Origin of the sequence: Mycobacterium sp. (assembly GCF_044370595.1) — a bacterium.
GTDB lineage: Bacteria > Actinomycetota > Actinomycetes > Mycobacteriales > Mycobacteriaceae > Mycobacterium.
In genome coordinates this window covers 1-14,366 of the sequence record NZ_JBILVF010000035.1, presented here as the reverse complement: position 1 = coordinate 14,366, position 14,366 = coordinate 1, and the positions used below count along the sequence as shown (strand labels likewise).

Below are 14,366 nucleotides of genomic sequence, written 5' to 3'. Positions count from 1 at the left end.
CATTATGCTTTAGAGTCGGCGATGTCGATCTCACGGATCGTGTTCCGGCCGAACATGATCCGGGGTGAAGGCGATTGCGCGCAGGCACTGATCCTGCGTGTCCGTGAAGGTCTTGAGCGCCCAGGAGCAGCGATGGCAACCAGTGAGCACACCGAACCCGGCGACCACGAACACCTCCCGGGAGACGGGCACGAGACCGTCGTGCATGGTGATCACGTCGACCACATCCACGACGGGGAACGTCATCCGGAGGCCAAGATCCACCCGGATCACTCGGTGCCGCACACCGAGGATGACGACTGCGAGAAGGTTGCCCACAACGACCACGTCGACCACCTCCACGGTGGTCACCGGCATTTCCAGCACGGTGACCATGTGCACGAACACTGACGGCGGTGAGGCTTCCGGCGCGCATTGCCGATAGCGTCGACCGGCTTCTCGCCTGCACTACTCTGCGGGTTCCTCTGCTGGACAATGTCATTCAACTCGGAACGGGCCAAACCCTGCCGGCAGCCACGATCGCGGTGTGCAGGACCGAGTCGAGGGTGCAGGTGCGCCGGACGGACGGCGCGTGGCTTCGGGTTCAGATCCTCGACGTCAGCGCAGACGGGTCGGTAACGCGAAGAGATGTTTTCACCACACCGGTGGACGTCCTGACGCTTCGACGTCTACGTCGGCCGGATGGCTCGCGGCCGTGGATGGTGGTCAACGCGCCGGCCTATCGGGACTGCGACGTTCTCCAACTGGTCGAGACGATCGTGTCCTTCGCCGTTGCCAAGCAACACCGGTCGAGGGTGACGTCAGGGTGCACCACCTGCGAACTCAGCCCGCCACGACGGGTGGCGGCAGGCGGCCGATGACGGTGGGCGCGCCGCCCTGCGTTGCGATGCCACCGCAATTCTCATCAGGGAGGACTGGCGCAACCTACGTGGACAAGGAAGGCTGACAGGAAGTCCTGTGCCAACTGGCCCTGTGTCAACTGGCCCTGTGTCAACTGGCCCTGTGCCACCCCGACGAAAGGGATGCGTGTGAGCAAGGCAGCGAAGTTGGTTACCGGGGTGGTCGCGGCGGTTGCGGTGGCCACGGTCGGTGCGTGTGGCAACACGGCCACCAAAGACGCGGCGCCGCCGGCGGCCACCTCGTCCGCGCAGACTTCTGCGCAGGCTGCCGCGCACAACAAGGCCGACATGATGTTCGCCGAGATGATGATTCCGCACCATGAGCAGGCGATCGAGATGAGCGACATCATCCTGGAGAAGCAAGGCATCGACCCGCGGGTCGTTGACCTGGCCAATCAGATCAGCGCCGCCCAGGGTCCGGAGATCGAGCAGATGCAGGGTTGGCTGGATCAGTGGGGAATGTCGGACATGCCGGGCCACGGGGATATGCCCGGCCACGGTGGGATGAACGGGTCGATGCCCGGCATGGCGGGCATGATGTCGGCGGCTGAGATGGAAGCGCTGGAGAACGCCCAGGGGGTAGAGGCCAGCAAACTGTTTCTCACCGGCATGATCAAACACCACCAGGGTGCTCTCACGATGGCCCGGGATGAGATCAAAAACGGTCAGTTCCCCCAGGCTGTCGCGCTCGCCACGTCGATCCTGGAAAGCCAGCAGAAGGAGATCGACACTATGAACCAGATCCTGAAGTCGCTATAGGCGCACCCCCGGCAGCACAGGCCAATCACCGCGCCGGCCAAAAGCTACGATCGAGTTGACGACGGACAACCCGGCCACACGGGGCCAACCGGAGGACCTGAACACGATGACCGCGGACCCCAGCGAAATGGCGTTGGCTCCCGCGACCGCCACGCTCGACTTCGACTACACCGGCGAACTCGCGCTCGGCCGCAGCGGGCTGCGACCGGCCCAACCGCGGGTCAGCATCATCGTTCCGGCGAAAAACGAAGCCGCCAATATCCGTGCGATCCTGCCGTATCTGAGCAACTACTTCGAGGTGATCGTCGTCGTCAGCGTCGGCGACGACGAGTCCGCCGAGGCCGCCCGCGGCGCACTGCCGTCGGCGAAGGTCGTCTACCAAACCCGCAAGGGCAAAGGAAACGCCTTGGCGTGCGGCTTCGAGGAGGCCAACGGCGACGTCATCGTCACCTTCGATGTCGACGGCTCCGCCGATCCGCACGAGATCCCGCGCTTTGTGGAAGCTTTGACCCGGGGTGCGGATCTGGCCAAGGGCAGCCGATTCTGTCCGGGAGGCGGCAGCCAGGACATCACCCAGTTTCGCGCGCTGGGCAACTACGGACTCAACGTCTTGGCCAGTGGGCTGACCGGCACCCGATTCACCGACCTGTGCTACGGCTACAACGCATTCTGGGCCGATCAACTGCCCGTGTTATGCCTGCCCGACTCCGCCGCCCAAACCCCCAAGCGAGGTGACGGTTTCGAAATTGAGGCCATGATCATCGGCCGGTTCGCCATCGCGAAGGGGATCATCATCGAGGTTCCCAGCTATGAGTACGACCGGTACCACGGCGAGAGCAACCTCAATGCGATCAAGGACGGCTTCCGGGTGCTGTGGACGCTGCTGCGGGACCGCGTTCACCGGCGGCGCTACCGTGCGCTCGCCAAGCGACTGCGCGCGGCCGGCACTGCGGTGGGTCAACCGTTCTGGATGTTGGCCAATCCCAGCGTGAGAGCGTTGGCGTCGGTGGGCAAGCCGGACTTTCCCGGCGAGGTTCAGCGCACCCTCGAACGGGTGTGGGCCCAACACCCCGAAGTGCCCGGGAACATTCGGATGGATGTCGTCACGGCGTCCGCCGAGGTCGGCAACAACATTCTCGATCACTCCGGCCGCGACCGGGATGTGCAGATCCGGATGGAGGTCCGGGTGCTCGACGACCACGTGCGCGTGGAGTTCGTTGACGACGGACTGCCCGCAGAGATCGACTTCGAATCGGTTCGCATGCCCGACGCGATGGCCGAAAACGGCCGTGGGTTGGCGCTGGCGCGGGCCTGTCTTGCCGAACTGTCCTATCACCGGGAGGATCCGGAGAATCATTGGACGCTGGTCAGTCAGCAGTTCGGCTGAACCCGCCCGTGCCCGCGCTGAGCCGAATTCACCACGCCGCCATGATCTGTTCGGACTATCGGCGGTCGAAAGCCTTCTACACCGAAATCATGGGGCTTCGGGTGGTTGCCGAGAACTATCGTCAGGCTCGGCAATCCTGGAAGTTGGACCTGGCACTGGCTGACGGCACCCAGATCGAACTGTTCTCCTTCCCCGGCGCACCACCCCGCCCCAGTCGCCCGGAGGCGCAGGGACTGCGGCACCTGGCCTTCGCGGTGGCGGACCTGGACGTGTGGGTCGACTACCTGCAGTCGCGCGGTGTCGAAGTGGAAGCCGTCCGGGTCGACGAGTACACCGGCAGGCGCTTCACGTTCTTCGCCGATCCGGACGGCTTGCCGCTGGAACTGTACGAGGAGGGCTGACCGGACGCCCATGACCCTGGTAATCGTTCTGGCAGCCGTCTTCTTCCTCGGAATGGGGATCTTCGCCCTAGTCCGGCCCGCGACGCTGATTCGCCCGTTCGGCATCACCCTGCCCATTCCCGAGTCGCGGGCCGAGGTGCGGGCCGTCTACGGCGGGTTCGGCTTGGCGATTGCCGGCATGCTGGCACTGGCGGCCACCGGGCATTCCGCCCGGGAGGGCATTCTCATCACCGTCGCCGCTGCGCTCGGCGGGATGGCGCTCGGGAGGTTGATCTCCGGGGTCGTCGACAGGCCGAAAGCGTTCTACCCCAACTGGTTCTACTTCATCGTCGAGATCGTCGCGGGGACCGCCCTGCTGTGGGCGGCGACAGCGCACTAAACGTTGACGGTGCCGCGTCACGGGGTGTCCTCCCTGTGCGGACTTGCGCCGAGTGAACCCGCAACTTATCGTCTCTCAGAATCTTATAAGCAATTTCACGAGACGAGCACAGGGAGTAGCACGTGGCCCACATCCGACCCCTTACCACCACGGGTATCGCGCTCATCAGCGCCGCTGCCATCGCAACCGGCCCGAGCGTCATCGTTGGTGGTCTGCCGACACCGCCCGCCTTGTCAACGGCGAAGTACGAGTTGACAGCACTGGCCGACACCAACGCCGTGGCCATCGCAGGGGCCGCAGTAGTTGATGGGTGGAGCGGTCTCGTCAGCCCGGACGGTCCTGCCGCGCTCAGCGCAGCCGCTGCGTTACCGGGCGCGTTGGGCTTGGGGTTCTTGGGCGACTCCTTCATCGTCGGTGGCGTCGACCTGGGCGCACTCCTCGGGAGCCTGGACCTGAACAGCATCCTGGGCGGCTTTGACCTGGGCGCCATCCTGGGCGGAATCGACCTGGGCGGCCTCGTCAGCGGTCTGCTGGGCGACATTCTCGGCAATGTCCTGGGCAATGTCTTCAGCAACGTGGTTCTGGGGAACCTCCTCGGTGACGTCGTTGGCGGCGTCCTGGGCAACATCGACCTGGGCGCCGTCGTGGATGGGATCACCCAGGGCGAATTCGACTTCGGTCAGATCTTCGGTGGTTTCGATCTGGGCGAGGTTCTGGATGATTTCGACCTGGGCGAAGTTCTCGGTGGGTTTGACCTGGGCGGCCTCCTAGGTGACATCGACCTCGGCGATTTCGACCTCGGCGAGGTCTTCGGCGGTTTTGACCTGGGCGGCATCCTCAACAACTTCGCCCCTGTGCTGGCGACATTTGTCGCCGGTATCCCGATCGTCGGCCCCGTGGCCAGCGTCTTCATTACCGGCCAGGTGCCGGGTGATCCGACCGTCTACGGCACCGGTCTGGCCGGTGTCCTGGCCTACGCCCAGAGCACCTTGCCCGGCCTCTCCAACCTGCTGAACATTCTCAAGCCGGGTGGCTTCGGCGTGGCGGCCGGTGACGAGGCCGACGAGACCGACGAGGACAGCGACGACGTCGACGACAGCGATGACGTTGACGACAGCGATGACGTTGACGACAGCGACGACGTTGACGGTGACGTTGATGCTGACGACGCCGACGACGTGGCTCCCAGGGCCGATGCCGCCGCGGCGGTGGCAGTCGTGTCCGCGACCCCGACGGTCGGGGAGGCACCGGGTGCCGCTGTTGAGGACACGGCCCCGGCGGAGGCAGCGTCGGAGGCGGATACCCCGGTCGTTGAGTCTGAGGTCGTCGAGTCTGAGGTCGTCGAGTCTGAGGTCGTCGAGTCTGAGGTCGTCGAGTCCGAGGTCGTCGAGTCCGAGGTCGTCGAGTCCGAGGTCGTCGAGTCCGAGGTCGTCGAGTCCGAGGTCGTCGAGTCTGAGGTCGTTGAGTCCGAGGTCGAATCGGTCACCGCAGTTGAATCGGTCGATTCGACGTCTGAGTCCGTGCCCTCGCATGACGGCGGCGATACCGCCGATGACCCGTCCAACACCGGCAGGCACACCGCAGACCGCGCCTCCCGCGGGTAACCGACCCAACGGATCAATATCGGGAGAAGGGCAGCCGGTTAGCGGCTGCCCTTCTCCTTTTGTGGGCGATGACCGGCCAGCGGGCGTTCCTGTCTACCACCGGACCGGCGCGGGACCGATCGAGTCCACGCCGGTCCAGCGACGAACCGGCTGACCCGCATAGTTGGGCTAGCGTTATTCGGGCGATGACACCGCCTGAGGACATGAACGCCAGGACCTGCCCGGCCTGCCATGCCGGGGTGCCGGCGGCGGCGTTCTGCGGAATGTGCGGAGCGGCCTCCGATACCTCAGTCGGGCCGTGGGATGTTCTCCTGCGGCCCAGGGTTTTTGCCGCCGCACCGCGCGAACACCTCATCCGGCCCGGGGTGACCAGTTCGCTCTTTGCGCGCCTGCCTCAGCCCGCCCGACAGCCGTTCCGGCTGACGTTGGTGTTGCTGCTGCTGACGATGGTGGTGCTCTCGGTGCTGCAGATCAACGCGGCACTCGGAGCGGTCACCGTTCTGGGCGCACCGGTGCTGTTCATCGTCTACATGTGGCAGTCCGACGCCTTCCGGGACCTCTCCGGACGCGCCCTGCTGATCGCCTTCCTGACCGGTTCCAGTCTTGCCGTGGCATGGTGGCTGCTGACCGGCCGGTTGCTGGCCGGTTCCTACGGCGTCTCGACGGCCGCCGGCCTGGCCCTGCAGAATCTGCTCGCCGGTTTCGGGTTGGCCGTGACCGTCGGCGGAGCGGTGGCCATGGTGCTGCCCTCGGTGGTGCTCCGATTGCTGCGGGTGCCCGTCTCCGAGCCGCTCGACGCCTTCGTCATCGGGGCGTTCGGGGCGCTGTCCTACGGCTGTGCGGCCAGCATCACCTGGCTGTTCCCCCAGATCTTCGCGGGCCTGCTCAACGCGCAAAGTTCCTGGCGCATGTTCGCCGACGCCATCACCTACGGTTTCATCGACCCGCTCATCACGATGGCCCTCGGCGGACTGGTCGGGCTGTGGTTGTGGTTTCGGCCCCTCGGTCGGCATCACCGCCGGGCGCGGCTGGTGGTGACGATCTGCACCGTGCTGACCGCAGTTTTCTTTGTCGGGGTCTGGGTGGTCGACGCTCTCTCGCTACCGCACTTCCAGGAAGTCGCGGTGAACCTCGTGCAAAGTGCTTTCGTGCTGCTGACGGTTCGGGTCGGCGTGCAGACTGTGCTGCTCCATGAAACGCCCGATCCGCCGACCGGCGATCCGGTGCTGTGTGTGCACTGCGAGAAGGTGATTCCGGACTTCCCGTTCTGCGTGTCCTGTGGCGCCGCGGCCCGGGCCTCATCGCGCTCGTCGCGCCGATTTCGCAGAAAGTGTCCGCCGGTCCCGGAATTCAGCTGAGCAGCAGTTCGGCTAGGCTGTAGTCATTCACTGTAAAAAGAAAGTGGGGGTTCAACATGTTTACAACCCGTGTGATTCGCCAGGTCGCGTTGGTCGCCGGTGCGGCCGCCATCCTGGGCTCCGGTGCCCTGACGGCGTGCGCCAAGGAGGAGAAGCCGGCGGAGAGCAAGCCGGCGACGAGTGCGCCCGCCGTCTCGCCCACCGAGAAGGTCAACGTCGGCTCGTTCGCGCCGTCGGTGACCGCCCGTCCGGCACCAACTGCGCTGCCGGGCAACGTCGTAACCGGCGGAAACTAACCGCGTAGTGATCCGCCCCGTTCACCGGGGCGGATCGCCGCGCCAACTGAAACTCTCCACGTACTGGCCCATGTCGATAGCGATTTCGACGTTGGCCCCCGACGGGGGCCCCGGCCCGAAATCCGGAGAGAACCTGCGATACGGCCCTTCCCCCGTCGCCACCAGGGCGAGGTCATTCTTGACCGCCGCGATCACGATCGCCCGACTGTCGTACCGGTTCGACAGGCCGGGGGGCTGGAAGTTGGCGACGACCCCGTAGCCCAACTGATAGCCGACCGTGGCGTTGGGTAGCTCATAGGCGACGTCAGCGTTGGGGAACTGCCTGGCGAGAAGCTGTTCGACCACCTGGCGGGCGTCGCGCCCGTTCGCAGGTTCGCTGAACAGGCGCAGCAGCCCACCGTCACCGCCGGTCAGGCGGGCGGTCACGCCGTTGGCGGTGGTGTCGACCGCATAACCGGATCCCGGCGGGGGATAGGCCACCGAGAACTCACCGCCTGCGGCGACGAACCGCGGCAGGTTGGCCACCGGCGCCGCAATCGGCGGGCGGCCGCAATCCGGCGGGCATGCGTAGACCGTTTCGTCGGCCACCGCCCGGTCCCACAGCGTCACGATCAGCACCGCGACGGCCAACACCAGCCCCATAACCCCGATCGTGGCGGCATACCGCGGCCGGGCCGCCCCCTGCGCGGTGTAGGGCCCGGGCGCTACGGCCACCCCCTCGTGGGAGGCCGTCACTGCCCCGCTCACCCGCCCGCCCTGGCCAACAGGATGTTCTTCACCAGGTTTTCCACATTCGGGGTGCCCAACCCGGTCACGACGTCATAGCCCGCGGTGCCCGGGCTGACCGCGTTTCCGCCCAGACTGATGTCGCGGAACCCCGGCAACGCCGAGCCCTGAGCGATCCGGTAGAGCAGCGGGTTGAACTCACCCAATGGTTCCGCGCCGCTGTCGAGGAGTTTCTGGTTCATCAGCGCAGTCAGGCCAGCCCAGATCGGGGCGGATTGTGAGGTGCCGCCACCGACAACGACGTTGTCGTTGAATACAATTCGGACACCGGTGTTCGGGTCGGCGACCGCGGCGACGTCGGGCACCAGTCGCTGGTCGGGGAGTGGCCCGGCGGCGTCCACGGACTGCCACGTCGGGCGCGGGAAGAGCGTCGAAACCCCGCCGCCGGTGCCCTGGATGAGTGGGACGTCGTACCAGGACTGCTCGGCCAACCATTCACCGTCGGCAGCGGTGGACAGTTTTGTGCCACCGACCGAGGTCATCTCCGGCAGCGAGCCAACCGCGTCGACACCGACGTCGTCCGGACTGGGCGGATCCGCCCAGTTATGTCCCCCTTTGCATTCCAGGCCCGCGAGGTCCCCCGAGGCGTTGAACGCCGTGGTGCCGTTGCGCAACGCCGTCGCCAGTGCGGCCCGCACGGGTGCCAGATCTGCGGCCGTGAACAACCGGTCGCAGCCCCACCCGATGGACAAACTCCACACCGCACCGGGGAACTGCCGGTCGACGGACTCCATCAGTTTGCCCAGCTTCTCGAACGCGCGGCCGCCCTCGTTGTTGGTGGTCGAACGGGCGTTGACCAGAACCAGTTTCGCCTCCGGGGCGAGGGCGTGGAGCACCTGAAGATCCATATTCGCCTCACCGATGCGCCGCTCCGGCATGCCGCCCACGATTTCCGGTGTCAGCGGCGGCAGCCCGAAGGTGCTGGCGAAGGCGTCCATATCGGACTGCAGAAAGCCGTCGAAGGCGAACACCACCACCGTCTGGCCCTTCCCGGTGTAGCCGTCGCGCACCAGGGGCGTCGCGTTGTAGGCCTTGAGCAACTGGGTGGGCAGCAGCCCGCCGTCGGGGACGTCGCGCGGCACGGTGGGCAGCGCTTCGCGGGTGGGGGTGTAGCTCAGGATCCGGCCGACGGCGGATACCTCCGGGCGGGTCGGCGGGGGAACGGCGGGCTGCTGCGGGGAGGCATAAAAGACATGGTCGGCTTTATCCCGGAGACGGTCGTCCCGCAGCCGGTAATCGCGGATGGCAACCCCGAAGGCGTCGGCGACGGCAGCTGCGGGCCCTTCGATCACCGCCCAGGTGTCGTCGGGGCGCCAGCGCACCGACAACCCGTTGCCCCGCGCCCACGCCGTCAGCCGGATCGGCTCGGTGGCCGTGTGCAGGGACGCCGTCAGGCGGACCCGGTCCAACCGGGCCGGACCCAGATCGGTGGATGCGGCCAGGATGCGGGCGAAGGGCCCGCCGATGGTGTCGGCGCGGGGAAAGATGGCCGGCTGAACTGCGGCGCCGAAGGTCACCAGCAGCACACCCGCCGCGGCCAGCGCGGCCCCGCCCAGTGCCCTTCTGGTCATACCCCACATCTAACAACCGCGGGCAGGGGCGATACTGATCGGCGTGGCTGATCGCAACGTGCTGGGCGGACCGCTGGAAGAGTGCGGCACCGACCCGATGACCGGTTTCTACCGCGACGGGTGTTGCTCCAGCGGACCCGAAGACATCGGCTTGCACACCATCTGTGCCGTGGTGACCGCCGAGTTCCTCGACCACCAACGCTCGATCGGCAACGACCTGTCCACGCCGATGCCGCAGTACCGGTTCCCCGGTCTGGTGCCCGGCGATCGCTGGTGCGTGACCGCCCGCAACTGGCTGCGGGCCTACCAGGACGGCTGCGCCGCCCCGGTGGTCCTTGCGGCCACCCACGAACGCACCCTCGACGTGGTACCCCGCGCGGCGCTGGACGAGCACGCGGTGGATGTCCCCGACGACCTCACCGGACTGCCCGACGGCGACGGGGGATGAGCCGGGCACGGATCGTGCTGTTCGCCTTGCTGGCGCTGGGTTCGGCGGCGTTGGCCGGCGTCGTGATCGCAAAGCGTGAACCAGCCGCGACCCGTCGATGACACGCTCACCGAAACGCTGGTCGTCGTCGAACACAACCACTGAGTGCTCGACCGGGGCGACTGGATTCGGTGTGTTCCCCGGACTATCGCCGCGCCGACCCGATCAGGGTTTGGCCGCCGGGATCCTGCAGCAGGCAGATGACGGTGCTGGGCAGCGGGTTGTTGAAGGTGCGGTCCTGTTCGGAGTCGATCAGGTAGGTGACGGCAAACGGACTGCCCGCGGATGGGCCGCCGGTGTACTCGACGAACCCGGCCTCGCATTTGGTGCTGGCGGTGCCGTCGAGTGCGGCATCGACCGGGATCGGCGCGCGCAGGTAGGTCTCGGCCAGATGCGGTTGAGAACAGTCGACGAGGGTGACCATCACCACCGCCGGGTCGGTGGGCGGTGCTTCGGCCAAGCAGTCCCCGGCCTCGAGTGCGGTCCAGTTCACGGAACGGGGCGCTGCCGGCGGGGTGGTGGCCGTACTCGCGGCGGTGGACGGCGCCGTCGCCGACGTCTCGGCGGGGGCCGACGGTCCGGTCCCGGCCGAGTTGTCGACGGCGCAACCGGTCAGCCAGGTGCCGACCGCCAGTGCCACGGTGAATCCGGCCCACGGCCGTAGATGGTGGGAACCCACGCCGACCTCCTCGCCTTTCCCCGGGTGTTTCCCGGCCCTTTCCCGGCGTGCGCGTCCCAGGCGGCACGCGGTGCCGCTACCTTTATAGCCGCAGTGGGACAACACACATGTCCTGCCCTGGGGCTGGGAGGTCAGATGCGCGGGATCGTGCGGGCGGTCGCGGCAGGTGCTCTGGCAGGCGCAGCGTTGAGCCTGGGCTCTGCGGTGGCGCAGGCAGATTCGTGGCATCCCTGGGTTCCCGGTATCCCCGGGCCGGGAGTGAACATCGGCATTCCGGGCAATCCGCTGCCGCCCGGGCAGGTCAAACAGTTCATCCCGAACGTCGACGACATCGTGCCCAACTGGGGCGCGCCCGGGCAGTGGAAGTAACCCGCTAGCCCGGCGTCCAACCAGCGCCCCCGCTCTCATCGGCCACCGTGCCATGATCGACAGAGGGGATCGGAGGGGCAGTGAATCACTGGTCGGGGTTGGCGGTCGCCGCGGTGTTCATCTGGCTCGGCATGGTGCTGGCCATCTCCTTTCTGGAAGCCCCGCTGAAGTTCCGGGCCCCCGGCGTGACGATCCCGATCGGCCTGGGCATCGGGCGGTTGGTGTTCCGGGCGCTCAACGTCTGCGAGGTGCTGCTGGCCGCGACCGCCCTGGCCGCCGTGGTTCTGGGCCGGCCGCCGGTCGGCGCGGTGGTGGCGCTGGGGGTGGCGGTGGCGGCTTTAGGTGCCCAAGTGGTCGGGGTGCGCCCAGCCCTGACGCGGCGCTCCGACGCCGTACTGGCCGACGCCGCCGCCGCGCAGTCCGGCCGCTCCCGCTCCCACCTGGTCTATGTGGGGTTGGAAGCGGTCAAGGTGATGGCCTTGGTGGCCGGCGGCATTCTGCTGCTGGCCTGAACTCTGGGAGGGATTCGGTGCTGGCCGTCAGCCGGCAGGCGACCTCGCTCGCCGCCGTCAGCCCGCGACCAGGCCGCCCAGCCAGTGGCCGGCGAACGCCGCGGCCAGACCCGCCACCACGCTGACCGCGATGTTGGCCCCGGCTGCTCCCCAGCGCCGGTCCTCGGCCAGTGACCGGGTTTCCAGCATCCAGCCGGAAAAGGTCGTGTAGGCGCCCAGGAAGCCGGTGCCGATCAAGGTGGCCACCTGGTGGCTCGGCGCCATGCCGGACACCACGCCGAGCAGGAAGGCTCCGGTGACGTTGACGGCCACCGTGCCGATCGGGAACGCCATGGCGAGTTGGCGGCGGACGCCCTGCTCGATCAGCAGCCGGGCCACCGCGCCCAGGCCTCCGATCACCGCGACGCCGATCCACAACCCGATGCTCACCGCCGCACCCTTCCACGGGCCACCTGGACGGCGAGCAGTCCGGCGATGATCCCTGCGGCGGTGTAGCCGAGGGCCAGCAGGTACTTGCCGTGCTGGATCATCAGGAGCGTCTCCACCTGCACGGTGGAGAACGTCGTCAGCCCGCCGCAGACTCCGGTGCCCCAGAACGGTCGCCGTAGATCAGAGGTGGCCAATCGGGTGCCGACGAATCCCAGCAGCACCGATCCGAGGATGTTGGCCACGAAGGTGGGCCACGGCCAGCGTCCGGGGTCGGGGACGGCCGTCGTTGCCAGGGCGGCCCGGGCGAGGGTCCCGATCGCTCCCCCGACGAAGACCGCGGCGAGGGTACGGGCATCGACGCTCACTCGGTGCGCCCAATCACCGCAACAGTATTGCGCTACGGCGGCACAATTGCCCTCATGGTGGCCAATCCCCGCGCCGGACACACGGCGCTCCCCGAAGACCTCATCGACCTGCCCCACCTGGTGACGGCGTATTACACCGTGCGCCCCGATCCCGACGACGTCGCCCAGCAGGTGGCTTTCGGAACCTCCGGGCACCGCGGATCCAGCCTCGACGGGGCATTCAACGAGGCGCACATCCTGGCCACCACCCAGGCCATCGCCGAATACCGGGCGGCGCAGGGCACCACCGGCCCGCTGTTCATCGGCCGCGACACCCACGGCCTGTCCGAGCCGGCCTGGGTGTCGGCGCTGGAGGTGCTCGCCGCCAACGGCGTTGCGGTGCTGGTGGATTCGGCGGACCGCTACACCCCCACGCCCGCGGTCAGCCACGCCATCCTGACCCACAACCGCGGCCGGGACTCCGGTCTGGCCGACGGGATCGTGGTCACCCCGTCGCACAATCCGCCCCGCGACGGCGGATTCAAATACAACCCGCCCAACGGCGGGCCCGCCGACACCGACGCCACCAGCGCAATCGCCAAGCGCGCCAATGAGATCCTGCGCGGCGAATTGCGCGAGGTGAAGCGGGTTCCGCTGGCGCGCGCGCTGCAGCATGTGCAGCGACACGACTACCTGGACGCGTACGTGTCCGATCTGCCCAATGTGGTGGACATCCATGCCATCCGCGCCGAAGGCATCCGGATCGGGGCCGACCCGTTGGGCGGGGCCAGCGTGGACTACTGGGCGGCGATCGCCGAACGGCACAACCTGGACCTCACCGTGGTCAACCCCTTGGTCGACGCCACCTGGCGGTTCATGACGCTGGACACCGACGGCAAGATCCGGATGGACTGCAGTTCGCCCAACGCGATGGCCTCACTGATCGCCAACCGGCAGAGCTACCAGATCGCCACCGGTAACGACGCCGACGCCGACCGGCACGGCATCGTCACCCCTGATACCGGGCTGATGAACCCCAACCACTATCTGGCGGTGGCCATCGACTACCTCTACACCCACCGCCCGGACTGGCCCGGCAGCGTGGCCGTCGGAAAGACCGCGGTCAGCTCGTCGATCATCGACCGGGTGGTCGCCGGCCTGGGCCGCACCCTGGTGGAGGTGCCCGTCGGCTTCAAATGGTTCGTCGACGGATTAGTCAGCGGCACAATCGGATTCGGCGGGGAGGAGTCCGCCGGCGCGTCCTTCCTTCGCCGCGACGGCTCGGTGTGGACCACCGACAAGGACGGCATCATCCTGGCGCTGCTGGCCTCCGAGATCCTGGCCGTGACCGGCAAGACCCCCTCGCAGCGCTACGCGGAGTTGGCCGAGAAGTACGGCGCTCCGGTCTACGCGCGGATGGACGCACCCGCCAATCGCGAACAGAAGGCCCGGCTGTCCAAGCTCTCCCCGGAGCAGGTCAGCGCCACCGAACTGGCGGGCGAGCCGATCACCGCCAAACTCACCGCCGCCCCCGGCAACGGCGCCCCGTTGGGCGGGCTGAAGGTCACCACGGCCAATGGCTGGTTCGCTGCCAGGCCGTCGGGCACCGAGGACGTCTACAAGATCTACGCCGAGTCCTTCCTCGGTTCAGAGCATCTGGCGCATGTGCAGCAGGCCGCCAGGGAAGTCGTGAACTCCGTCATCGGGTAACGCCGTCGACGGTTGCCGCGATTAACCGGCGTGGTGAGACATCGAGGTGTGGTGAGACACCGAGGACGGCGGGTCGCCGGCATTGTCGCGGCCGCACTTGCCGCCCTGACGGGAACGGCGGTCCCTGCCGTCAGTAACGCGGCTCAGTGCGGTCCCGGAACCTTCTACGACGTACCCACCGATACCTGCCTGGTCACGTCGGCCAGCCAACCGCCCCCGGGGATGCCGCCCCCACCACCGCCCCCGGGGATGCCGCCCCCACCACCGCCCCCGCCCCCGCCGCCGCCGGCCTGGAACGCCCCCACTCCCTGGGTCTCGGCCAGCGTTTGCGCGCCGATCCCGATCCTGAACCTGTGCGTGGGCATCTGACCGCTGTCGAGTCGGGCGGGCAATGGC

General features: G+C 67.6%; 19 protein-coding genes. 12 read left to right on the top strand and 7 right to left on the bottom strand.

Annotated elements, in window-relative coordinates; all coding sequences use genetic code 11:
- Window positions 1-30: 30 nt before the first annotated feature.
- Window positions 31-375, bottom strand: coding sequence for a hypothetical protein (locus tag ADBZ5N_RS07370; RefSeq protein WP_526256838.1), 345 nt, complete (start codon window positions 373-375; stop codon window positions 31-33).
- Between the two features lie 20 nt (window positions 376-395).
- Here ADBZ5N_RS07370 and ADBZ5N_RS07365 point away from each other — a divergent pair, with 20 nt between their 5' ends.
- The 8 genes from ADBZ5N_RS07365 (at window position 396) to ADBZ5N_RS07330 (ending at window position 7,083) form a co-directional block, all read left to right on the top strand.
- On the top strand, window positions 396-860 hold the full coding sequence (locus tag ADBZ5N_RS07365; protein ID WP_526256837.1) for a hypothetical protein: 465 nt from the start codon (window positions 396-398) through the stop codon (window positions 858-860).
- Between the two features lie 162 nt (window positions 861-1,022).
- Complete coding sequence (locus tag ADBZ5N_RS07360; RefSeq protein ID WP_526256836.1) at window positions 1,023-1,658, top strand: DUF305 domain-containing protein; 636 nt, start codon at window positions 1,023-1,025, stop codon at window positions 1,656-1,658.
- A gap of 106 nt (window positions 1,659-1,764) precedes the next feature.
- Complete coding sequence (locus tag ADBZ5N_RS07355) at window positions 1,765-3,045, top strand: glycosyltransferase (RefSeq protein WP_526256835.1); 1,281 nt, start codon at window positions 1,765-1,767, stop codon at window positions 3,043-3,045.
- 8 nt (window positions 3,046-3,053) lie between these two features.
- Window positions 3,054-3,446, top strand: a complete 393-nt coding sequence (gene gloA2 / locus ADBZ5N_RS07350) for an SMU1112c/YaeR family gloxylase I-like metalloprotein (protein ID WP_526256834.1) — start codon at window positions 3,054-3,056, stop codon at window positions 3,444-3,446.
- A gap of 10 nt (window positions 3,447-3,456) precedes the next feature.
- Window positions 3,457-3,825 (top strand): DUF4345 family protein, encoded by a 369-nt coding sequence (locus ADBZ5N_RS07345; protein ID WP_526256833.1) that lies wholly within the window; start codon window positions 3,457-3,459, stop codon window positions 3,823-3,825.
- A 122-nt stretch (window positions 3,826-3,947) separates the two neighbouring features.
- The gene (locus ADBZ5N_RS07340; protein ID WP_526256832.1) at window positions 3,948-5,429 is read left to right on the top strand and encodes a hypothetical protein; all 1,482 of its coding nucleotides are present in this window, start codon (window positions 3,948-3,950) and stop codon (window positions 5,427-5,429) included.
- A 185-nt stretch (window positions 5,430-5,614) separates the two neighbouring features.
- Window positions 5,615-6,787 carry a zinc ribbon domain-containing protein gene (locus ADBZ5N_RS07335; protein WP_526256831.1) on the top strand — a complete coding sequence of 391 codons (1,173 nt, stop codon included), beginning with the start codon at window positions 5,615-5,617 and terminating at the stop codon, window positions 6,785-6,787.
- A gap of 56 nt (window positions 6,788-6,843) precedes the next feature.
- On the top strand, window positions 6,844-7,083 hold the full coding sequence (locus tag ADBZ5N_RS07330) for a hypothetical protein (protein ID WP_526256830.1): 240 nt from the start codon (window positions 6,844-6,846) through the stop codon (window positions 7,081-7,083).
- Between the two features lie 21 nt (window positions 7,084-7,104).
- Here the strand turns inward: ADBZ5N_RS07330 and ADBZ5N_RS07325 are convergent, their stop codons facing one another.
- Window positions 7,105-7,818 carry a hypothetical protein gene (locus ADBZ5N_RS07325; protein ID WP_526256829.1) on the bottom strand — a complete coding sequence of 238 codons (714 nt, stop codon included), beginning with the start codon at window positions 7,816-7,818 and terminating at the stop codon, window positions 7,105-7,107.
- A gap of 8 nt (window positions 7,819-7,826) precedes the next feature.
- A complete protein-coding gene (locus ADBZ5N_RS07320; protein ID WP_526256828.1) occupies window positions 7,827-9,440 on the bottom strand; it encodes a S53 family peptidase in 1,614 nt (537 codons plus the stop codon).
- Between the two features lie 43 nt (window positions 9,441-9,483).
- On the opposite strand from ADBZ5N_RS07320, the gene ADBZ5N_RS07315 reads away from it, so the two are divergent.
- Window positions 9,484-9,888 carry a DUF2237 family protein gene (locus ADBZ5N_RS07315; RefSeq protein ID WP_526256827.1) on the top strand — a complete coding sequence of 135 codons (405 nt, stop codon included), beginning with the start codon at window positions 9,484-9,486 and terminating at the stop codon, window positions 9,886-9,888.
- A gap of 184 nt (window positions 9,889-10,072) precedes the next feature.
- On the opposite strand, the gene ADBZ5N_RS07310 is transcribed toward ADBZ5N_RS07315, so the two are convergent.
- Window positions 10,073-10,606, bottom strand: a complete 534-nt coding sequence (locus ADBZ5N_RS07310; protein ID WP_526256826.1) for a hypothetical protein — start codon at window positions 10,604-10,606, stop codon at window positions 10,073-10,075.
- A 135-nt stretch (window positions 10,607-10,741) separates the two neighbouring features.
- On the opposite strand from ADBZ5N_RS07310, the gene ADBZ5N_RS07305 reads away from it, so the two are divergent.
- Both ADBZ5N_RS07305 and ADBZ5N_RS07300 read left to right on the top strand, forming a co-directional pair.
- Window positions 10,742-10,975 carry a hypothetical protein gene (locus ADBZ5N_RS07305; RefSeq protein ID WP_526256825.1) on the top strand — a complete coding sequence of 78 codons (234 nt, stop codon included), beginning with the start codon at window positions 10,742-10,744 and terminating at the stop codon, window positions 10,973-10,975.
- 80 nt (window positions 10,976-11,055) lie between these two features.
- Window positions 11,056-11,487 carry a hypothetical protein gene (locus ADBZ5N_RS07300; RefSeq protein ID WP_526256824.1) on the top strand — a complete coding sequence of 144 codons (432 nt, stop codon included), beginning with the start codon at window positions 11,056-11,058 and terminating at the stop codon, window positions 11,485-11,487.
- A 57-nt stretch (window positions 11,488-11,544) separates the two neighbouring features.
- Here ADBZ5N_RS07300 and crcB (ADBZ5N_RS07295) read toward each other — a convergent pair whose 3' ends face one another.
- Complete coding sequence (gene crcB / locus ADBZ5N_RS07295) at window positions 11,545-11,916, bottom strand: fluoride efflux transporter CrcB (RefSeq protein WP_526256823.1); 372 nt, start codon at window positions 11,914-11,916, stop codon at window positions 11,545-11,547.
- Window positions 11,913-12,281 (bottom strand): fluoride efflux transporter CrcB, encoded by a 369-nt coding sequence (gene crcB / locus ADBZ5N_RS07290; protein WP_526256822.1) that lies wholly within the window; start codon window positions 12,279-12,281, stop codon window positions 11,913-11,915. Before crcB (ADBZ5N_RS07290) ends, crcB (ADBZ5N_RS07295) begins: the two co-directional genes overlap by 4 nt.
- 54 nt (window positions 12,282-12,335) lie before the next feature.
- Between crcB (ADBZ5N_RS07290) and pgm the strand changes: the two genes are divergently transcribed.
- Window positions 12,336-13,970 carry a phosphoglucomutase (alpha-D-glucose-1,6-bisphosphate-dependent) gene (gene pgm, locus ADBZ5N_RS07285; protein WP_526256852.1) on the top strand — a complete coding sequence of 545 codons (1,635 nt, stop codon included), beginning with the start codon at window positions 12,336-12,338 and terminating at the stop codon, window positions 13,968-13,970.
- 164 nt (window positions 13,971-14,134) lie between these two features.
- Here the strand turns inward: pgm and ADBZ5N_RS07280 are convergent.
- On the bottom strand, window positions 14,135-14,366 hold a 232-nt coding region (locus tag ADBZ5N_RS07280), incomplete at its 5' end, for a hypothetical protein (RefSeq protein WP_526256821.1).

Bases quoted from the DNA above. Each gene is read 5' to 3' on its own strand.
- ADBZ5N_RS07360 (WP_526256836.1), top strand. From the start codon at position 1,023: ATGCGTGTGAGCAAGGCAGCGAAGTTGGTTACCGGGGTGGTCGCGGCG.
- ADBZ5N_RS07320 (WP_526256828.1), bottom strand. From the start codon at position 9,440: ATGACCAGAAGGGCACTGGGCGGGGCCGCGCTGGCCGCGGCGGGTGTG.
- ADBZ5N_RS07330 (WP_526256830.1), top strand. From the start codon at position 6,844: ATGTTTACAACCCGTGTGATTCGCCAGGTCGCGTTGGTCGCCGGTGCG.
- ADBZ5N_RS07355 (WP_526256835.1), top strand. From the start codon at position 1,765: ATGACCGCGGACCCCAGCGAAATGGCGTTGGCTCCCGCGACCGCCACG.
- ADBZ5N_RS07370 (WP_526256838.1), bottom strand. From the start codon at position 375: ATGGTCACCGTGCTGGAAATGCCGGTGACCACCGTGGAGGTGGTCGAC.
- pgm (WP_526256852.1), top strand. From the start codon at position 12,336: ATGGTGGCCAATCCCCGCGCCGGACACACGGCGCTCCCCGAAGACCTC.
- ADBZ5N_RS07335 (WP_526256831.1), top strand. From the start codon at position 5,615: ATGACACCGCCTGAGGACATGAACGCCAGGACCTGCCCGGCCTGCCAT.
- ADBZ5N_RS07345 (WP_526256833.1), top strand. From the start codon at position 3,457: ATGACCCTGGTAATCGTTCTGGCAGCCGTCTTCTTCCTCGGAATGGGG.
- ADBZ5N_RS07305 (WP_526256825.1), top strand. From the start codon at position 10,742: ATGCGCGGGATCGTGCGGGCGGTCGCGGCAGGTGCTCTGGCAGGCGCA.